General features: G+C 72.2%; 7 protein-coding genes. 6 read left to right on the top strand and 1 reads right to left on the bottom strand.

Annotated elements, in window-relative coordinates; genetic code table 11:
* Window positions 1-253 precede the first annotated feature (253 nt).
* From pal to VGW35_25650, 5 genes are all read left to right on the top strand, one after another.
* The gene (pal, locus tag VGW35_25670) at window positions 254-598 is read left to right on the top strand and encodes a peptidoglycan-associated lipoprotein Pal (GenBank protein HEV8311066.1); all 345 of its coding nucleotides are present in this window, start codon (window positions 254-256) and stop codon (window positions 596-598) included.
* Window positions 595-1,248, top strand: coding sequence for a hypothetical protein (locus tag VGW35_25665; protein HEV8311065.1), 654 nt, complete (start codon window positions 595-597; stop codon window positions 1,246-1,248). Before pal ends, VGW35_25665 begins: the two co-directional genes overlap by 4 nt.
* Window positions 1,249-1,403: 155 nt before the next feature.
* The gene (locus tag VGW35_25660; protein HEV8311064.1) at window positions 1,404-1,694 is read left to right on the top strand and encodes a LapA family protein; all 291 of its coding nucleotides are present in this window, start codon (window positions 1,404-1,406) and stop codon (window positions 1,692-1,694) included.
* A 10-nt stretch (window positions 1,695-1,704) separates the two neighbouring features.
* Window positions 1,705-3,063, top strand: a complete 1,359-nt coding sequence (mgtE, locus tag VGW35_25655) for a magnesium transporter (GenBank protein ID HEV8311063.1) — start codon at window positions 1,705-1,707, stop codon at window positions 3,061-3,063.
* A gap of 80 nt (window positions 3,064-3,143) precedes the next feature.
* Entirely contained in the window at window positions 3,144-3,773 is a 630-nt protein-coding gene (locus tag VGW35_25650) for a class I SAM-dependent methyltransferase (protein ID HEV8311062.1), read from the top strand.
* 33 nt (window positions 3,774-3,806) lie between these two features.
* Here the strand turns inward: VGW35_25650 and VGW35_25645 are convergent, their stop codons facing one another.
* Window positions 3,807-4,700 (bottom strand): arginase family protein, encoded by an 894-nt coding sequence (locus VGW35_25645; protein ID HEV8311061.1) that lies wholly within the window; start codon window positions 4,698-4,700, stop codon window positions 3,807-3,809.
* A 35-nt stretch (window positions 4,701-4,735) separates the two neighbouring features.
* Between VGW35_25645 and VGW35_25640 the strand changes: the two genes are divergently transcribed.
* Window positions 4,736-5,863: a hypothetical protein gene (locus VGW35_25640; protein ID HEV8311060.1), complete on the top strand. Its 1,128-nt coding sequence runs from the start codon at window positions 4,736-4,738 to the stop codon at window positions 5,861-5,863.
* Window positions 5,864-5,919: the final 56 nt, after the last annotated feature.

Below are 5,919 nucleotides of genomic sequence, written 5' to 3'. Positions count from 1 at the left end.
CCCTGCGGCGCCCGGAGCCCCCGGCGCCCCTGCGGCGCCCGGAGCCCCCGGGGCGCCCGCCGCGCCCGGCGCCCCCGCCGCGCCCGGAGCGCCCGCGGCCCCTGGCGCTCCCGGGGCTCCCGGAGCGCCAGGCGCCCCGGGGGCTCCGGCTGCGCCTGGAGGTCCGGCCGCGCCCGGCGCCCCGGGAGCCCCCGCTGCGCCAGGGGCTCCGCCCCCGGCCGCCGCCGTCCCGCCGTCCGCCCTCCCGGCGCCGGTGCGCTCGGCCATCAGCGACCTCCACTTCGAGTTCGATCGCTACGATCTGACCGACGATGCCCGGCGCCACCTCGAAGATCTGGCGCAGGCCTTGAAAGCGAACCCGACCTACAACGTGCTCATCGAGGGCCACGCCGACGAACGCGGCACGACCGAATACAACCTGGCGCTCGGCCAGCGCCGCGCGCAGACGGCCAAGGACTACCTGGTGTCCCTCGGGGTCGATCCGAACCGCATCGACGTGATCTCGTTCGGCGAGGAGCGCCCCCTCGACCCGAGTCACAACGAGCTCGCCTGGGCCCTCAACCGCCGGGCGCACTTTGTCGTGAGGACCGGCCGATGACGACGCATGCACGACGCGCTCTTGGAGCTGCCGCCGGCCGCTGGGGTCTCGTCGCGCTTCTCCTGGCGACGCTCGCGGTCGGGGCCGTGGCCGCGACCGCCACCGGCCCCACGGTGGGCACGTGGGCGACGTACCGCTGGACCTCCTCGGTGACCGAGGAGGTACCCGTTCTCGTCCGCCAGGAAGGCCAGGGGGGACAGGTCAGCTGGTCGATCGCCAAGGAGACCGCGCCCCCGGCCCCGATCTTCGTCACCTACTCGATCGTGCGGGGCGACGCCAGGACCTACACGCTTCAGATCGTCACCCAGCAAACCGCGGACGGGACCCCGCTCTCGGTCACGCAGACTCAGGTGGAGCGGGCCACGGGCAAGGCCCTCCGCAGCGTGATCCAGCGGCCGAAGGGCGTGATCGAGACCCCGGAGAGCGGCTTCCGTCCGCTCCGGGAGGCGGCCCTGAAAGGGGGCGCCAAGGAGAGCGTGACGGTGCCGGCGGGAACCTTCGCGGCCACGCGCGGCTCCTGGGCGGACGGAACGGTCTGGGTGTCAGACCAGATCCCGGCCCTCGGGCTCGTCAAGGCGAACCTCAAGACCGGCATGCTCGAGCTCGTCAAGAGCGGAGGCTCGGGGGCCAAGGACCTGCTCCGGTCGTAGCGGATCTTCGGAGCACATGGCGAGCCCTCGCTGCTGCCCGGCATGCATGGAACAGCTTCCGGGCGGCGGCTTTTGCCGCCGCGCCCACCCACCCGGCCCGAAAGGTCGGGGGAGGTTTGGGAGGGGGCCGTCGCGGCCCCCTCCCATGAAGTAGGATGCAGTGGGTCTTCGTCCTGATCAGCCTCCTCCTGCTGGTGGTCGCCGTCTTCGCCCTTCAGAACGCCGACTCCGTCACGGTCCGGTTTCTGCACTGGCAGATCCAGGCCTCGGTCGCCGTCGTGACCCTCGGATCCACGACGGTGGGCGCGCTGGTGGCGGGGCTCTTCGGCCTGGCGGCGCGGCTCCGGCGCTGGCAGCGGCGCCGAGCGGTGGCGCCGCCGGCCCGCGAGGTGACCGGCCCCGAGCCCGGGCCGCCCATGGGTCCTACCCCGCGCCCCGGCCCGTGACGCGATGGTGATGGAAGCCGAGGAGACCTCGCGCCTGCAACAGGAGGTTTCGCGGCTGCTGGCCGATCCGGAGCCGCATCCCGAGCAGCTCACGGAGCTGCTGGAGTCCACTCACCCGGCCGACCTGGCCCGGGTGCTGCGCGAGCTGCCGATCGGCGATCAGGTCCGGCTCTTCCGGGACCTTCCCCGAGAGCGGGCCGGCGCCGTCCTGGCCGAGATGGACGACGACAGCCTGCTCGAGCTCGTGCAGGCGCTCGACCAGGGAGAGGTCTCCGAGATCCTCGACCGCATGCCGCCCGACGAGGCGGCCGACGTGGTCGAGACCCTGCCCGAGGCGCAAGCCGAGCAGATCCTCGACCTGATGAAGGAGGAGGAGTCCGAGGAGGTCCAGGAGCTCCTCCGCTACGGCGAGTCCACCGCGGGCGGCATCATGACGCCCGAGTTCGTGGCCGTGCACGAGGACATGACCGTGGGTCAGGCTCTCGATCATGTCCGCAAGTCCGCGGCGGCCGAGGGCCTCTTCTACGTCTACGTCGTGGACGACCACGACCACCTGGTGGGCGTCGTCCCCCTGCGCCGGCTGATCACGGCCGACCCCTCGACGCCCGTCCACGCGATCCGGCGGGCGGACGTCGTCAGCGTGAGCGCCGACACCGATCAGGAAGAGGTCGCCCGGCTCGTCACCAAGCACAACCTCGTGGCGGTGCCGGTCGTCAGCAAGGACAACCGGCTCCTGGGAACCATCACCGTGGACGACGTCATCGACGTCATCCACGAGGAGGCCACCGAGGACATCCATCGCCTGGGCGGCGTCGCGGGCGACGAGACGATCTTCGACCCGCCGACCAAGGTGGTGCGCCGCCGCTTCTTCTGGCTCCTCGTCAACCTGCCCACCGCGATCCTGGCCGCCAGCGTGGTGGCCTTGTTCGAGCCGGCCATCCAGACGGCGGCGGTGCTGGCGGTCTTCATGCCCATCGTGGCCGGGATGGGCGGGAACGCCGGGATCCAGACGTTCACGGTCATCGTCCGGGCGATCGCCCTGGGCGACCTGACGCTGGCCAACACGCGCAAGGTGCTGGCCCGCGAGGTGCTGATCGGCGTCGCCAACGGCGTCGGCACCGGGCTGGCGGCGGGCCTGATCGCCTATCTCTGGAAGGGGAACGCGTGGCTCGGCCTGATCCTCGGGTTGGCGATGATCACGAACATGCTGGTGGCAGGGCTGGCCGGGACGCTCATCCCGGTGGCCCTCAAGCTGATTCACGTGGACCCGGCTGTCGCGACCGGCGTGATCGTGACGACGTTCACCGATTGCTTCGGGTTCCTCTCCTTCCTGGGGCTCGCGACGGCCCTGCTCCGGTTCCTGCAGTGAGGGGAATCGTTCTTGCGGATCCTTCGGCAAAATGCTAGAACTACGGAGCCGACCTGAAGGGCGCTAGAGGAGGACGCGACTTGGAAGTCTCTCTGGAAGAGCGGCAGGTCCGGCGCGCCTACGATTTCTACTCGCCGATCTACGACTTCCTGTTCAAGAAGATCTTCGAGCCGGGCCGGATCGCCGCCGTTCGCCTCCTCGGCAGTCCCCCCCGCGGGCGGGTCCTGGAGGTCGGCATCGGGACCGGGCTCAACCTGCCGTTCTATCCGCGCGGCATCGACCTGGTCGGGATCGACCTCTCCGAAGGCATGCTGAGGAAGGCCCAGGAGAAGGTCGACAACCTGCGGATGGACAACGCGATCCTGAAGGTCATGGATGCCTCGGCCATGGACTTCGGCGAGGCGGAGTTCGACGCGACCCTGGCCACCTATGTCATCAGCGCCGTTCCCGATCCGGTCGCCGTCCTGCGAGAGATGCGGCGCGTGACCAAGCCCGGCGGGACCATCGTGATCCTCAACCACTTCCGGAGCGAGAACTCCCTGATGCGGCGGATCGAGGACGCGCTGGCGCCGGTGTGCGCGCATCTCGGCTGGAAGACGAACCTGGCGCTGACCCCCCTCCTCAAGGCCGTCGGCCTCACTCCGGAGGTCACCCGGCGCGTCAACCTCCTGCGCGGGTGGCACCTCGTCAAGTGCGTCAATCGGACGTAGCCGACCCAGACTGAACGGTGAACCGGCCGGGGCTCAGGGACGCCCGGCCGCCGCCACCGCAAACTGGAAGACCAGGTTCGCCGCCAGGATGCTCGTCTGCGCCCGGTGATCCGTCATCGGGTTCACCTCGTTCAGCGCGAATCCCCGCGTGAGCGGGGCCAGGCTCACCACCAGGTCGATCAGCTCGCGGCTCGTCAACCCGCCCGGCTCGTGCCAGCCCACGCCCGGCGCATGGGCGGGGTCGAGCACATCCATGTCGACCGACACGAAGACGTGGTCCGCCCCCGCGATGCGCTCCCGGATGCGCGCGAGGGTCCAGTCTGTCCCGTGGCGGAGCACGGCCCTGGCGGGCAGCTCGGTGAGCCCGACGGCGTCGATGAAGCGCTTGGAGGACGGAAAGTTGAAGTTCCGGGTGCCGACCTGGACCGAGTGGCCCGGCGCCACCCGGGGGAGCTCGAGGGCGCGGCGCATCCCGCTCGACTGGCTGTAGCGCCCCTGCGCCGGCGACTCGTCGAGCAGGTCCAGGTGCGCGTCGAAGTGCACGACGGCCAGTGAGCCGCCCGTCTCCTCGATCCCGTCGTGGCAGCCGGCGACGGCCGCGAAGAGGATCGAGTCGTCTCCGCCCACCACGACCGGGATGCGGCCCGCCGCGGTCTCCGCCCGGGTCTTGGCCCGGGCGGCGGCGAGGGTGGCCCCGAGATCGTGGGGAACCACCGCGGCATCCCCGGCGTCCACGAGCTGCGCCGGGTCGAAGGGGACGATGCGGTCCTCGTCGATCGAGTAGATCGCGCGGTTCTGGACCCGCATCGTCATCCAGCCGAGGTGCCGACGGACCTCGGCCGGGGCGTATCGCGCGCCGGGCCAGCCGAGGGTGGCGGCCCCGTCGTACGGCACGCCGATGAACGCGATCACGGTGTCGTGCGCCACGGCGTCCCTCCCCGTGCGGGCGATATGATACCGGCGTGACCGGGTGGCTCACGGCGGTCCCGAGGCGGCCGGGCGGGCGGCTCGCCGCCGGCTGGGCCGCCTGCTTCGTTCTGCTGGCTCTCGCGCTCCCGCTCGGCCTCCGGGTCGGGGCCGCCGGCACCGCGGTCCGGTTCCTGGCCGAGTTCCTCACCGATGGCGCGCGCCCTTGGCTGTCGGACACGACGGAGGCGCCGCGGCGCGAGCCGCTGGTCCTCGCCCCGGGCGTCGTGGGCGATCTCTGGCGCCCGGCCCGGCGTCCTCCCCACCACGGCCTCGTGCTGGTCCACGGGCTCACGCCCGAGGGGAAGGACGATCGGCGTCTCGGCCAGGCGGCGGGCCTCCTGGCGCGGGCCGGCCTCGCCGTCCTCGTTCCCGATCTGCCCGCCATGCGGCGCCAGCGGCTCCATCCCGGCGACACCCCGGTCGTCGCCGCCGCCATCGCGCGGCTCGCCGCCGAGCCGGGCCTCCGGGGGGATCGGCTGGCCGTCGTCGGGATCAGCGTCGGGATCCAGCCCGCCCTGGCGGCCGCCGCCGAGCCCGCGGCGGCGCCTCGGGTCCGCCTCGTCGTCAGTCTCGGGGGCTACGCGGACGCGCGCGAGCTGGTCCGGTACTTCACGACCGGCGTGTACGCCTACCAAGGGCGATCCGGCCGCGCCGGGTTCGACCCCACGCTGGCGCGCGCCTTCATCGCCCTGAATCTCGATCTCGTGCGCGATCCCACCGACCGCGCCCTCGTGGAGGCGGCCCTCGCCGGACAGCCGCTTCCGCCCTCTGCCGGACCCGAGGCCCGCGCGGTGGTGGCGCTCCTGGACAACCGGGACCCGGCCCGCGTCGACGGCCTCCTGGCGGCGCTCCCGGCGGAGACGCAGGCCCTGCTCGACGCCCTCTCGCCAGCGCGGTACGTCCGCCGCGTCGCCGCACGACTCGTGCTCGTCCACGGCCGCGACGATCCCGCGATCCCGTACACGGAGAGCCTCCGTCTGATGGCGGCAGCCGATCCCGCGCGGACACGCCTGATCCTGGTCGACCTCGTGGCCCACGTCGAGGGCCGCCCGCCGGCCTGGCGCCAGGCGTGGGAGCTCGCCAAGCTGTGGACGGTGGTCTACGAACTCCTGCGCCCCTAGATAATGGGAGGAGGCCTCGACGGCCCCCTCCCAGGAGGAAGTTGCGCGGGCGAAGC

It is taken from the genome of Candidatus Methylomirabilota bacterium (assembly GCA_036005065.1).
In the GTDB taxonomy this organism is placed as follows: Bacteria; Methylomirabilota; Methylomirabilia; order Rokubacteriales; family DASRDR01; genus DASYQW01.
Note: the sequence above shows the minus strand (reverse complement) of the source record. Positions and strands in the feature narration are given on the sequence as shown.

Bases quoted from the DNA above. Each gene is read 5' to 3' on its own strand.
- VGW35_25665 (HEV8311065.1), top strand. From the start codon at position 595: ATGACGACGCATGCACGACGCGCTCTTGGAGCTGCCGCCGGCCGCTGG.
- VGW35_25660 (HEV8311064.1), top strand. From the start codon at position 1,404: ATGCAGTGGGTCTTCGTCCTGATCAGCCTCCTCCTGCTGGTGGTCGCC.
- mgtE (HEV8311063.1), top strand. From the start codon at position 1,705: ATGGAAGCCGAGGAGACCTCGCGCCTGCAACAGGAGGTTTCGCGGCTG.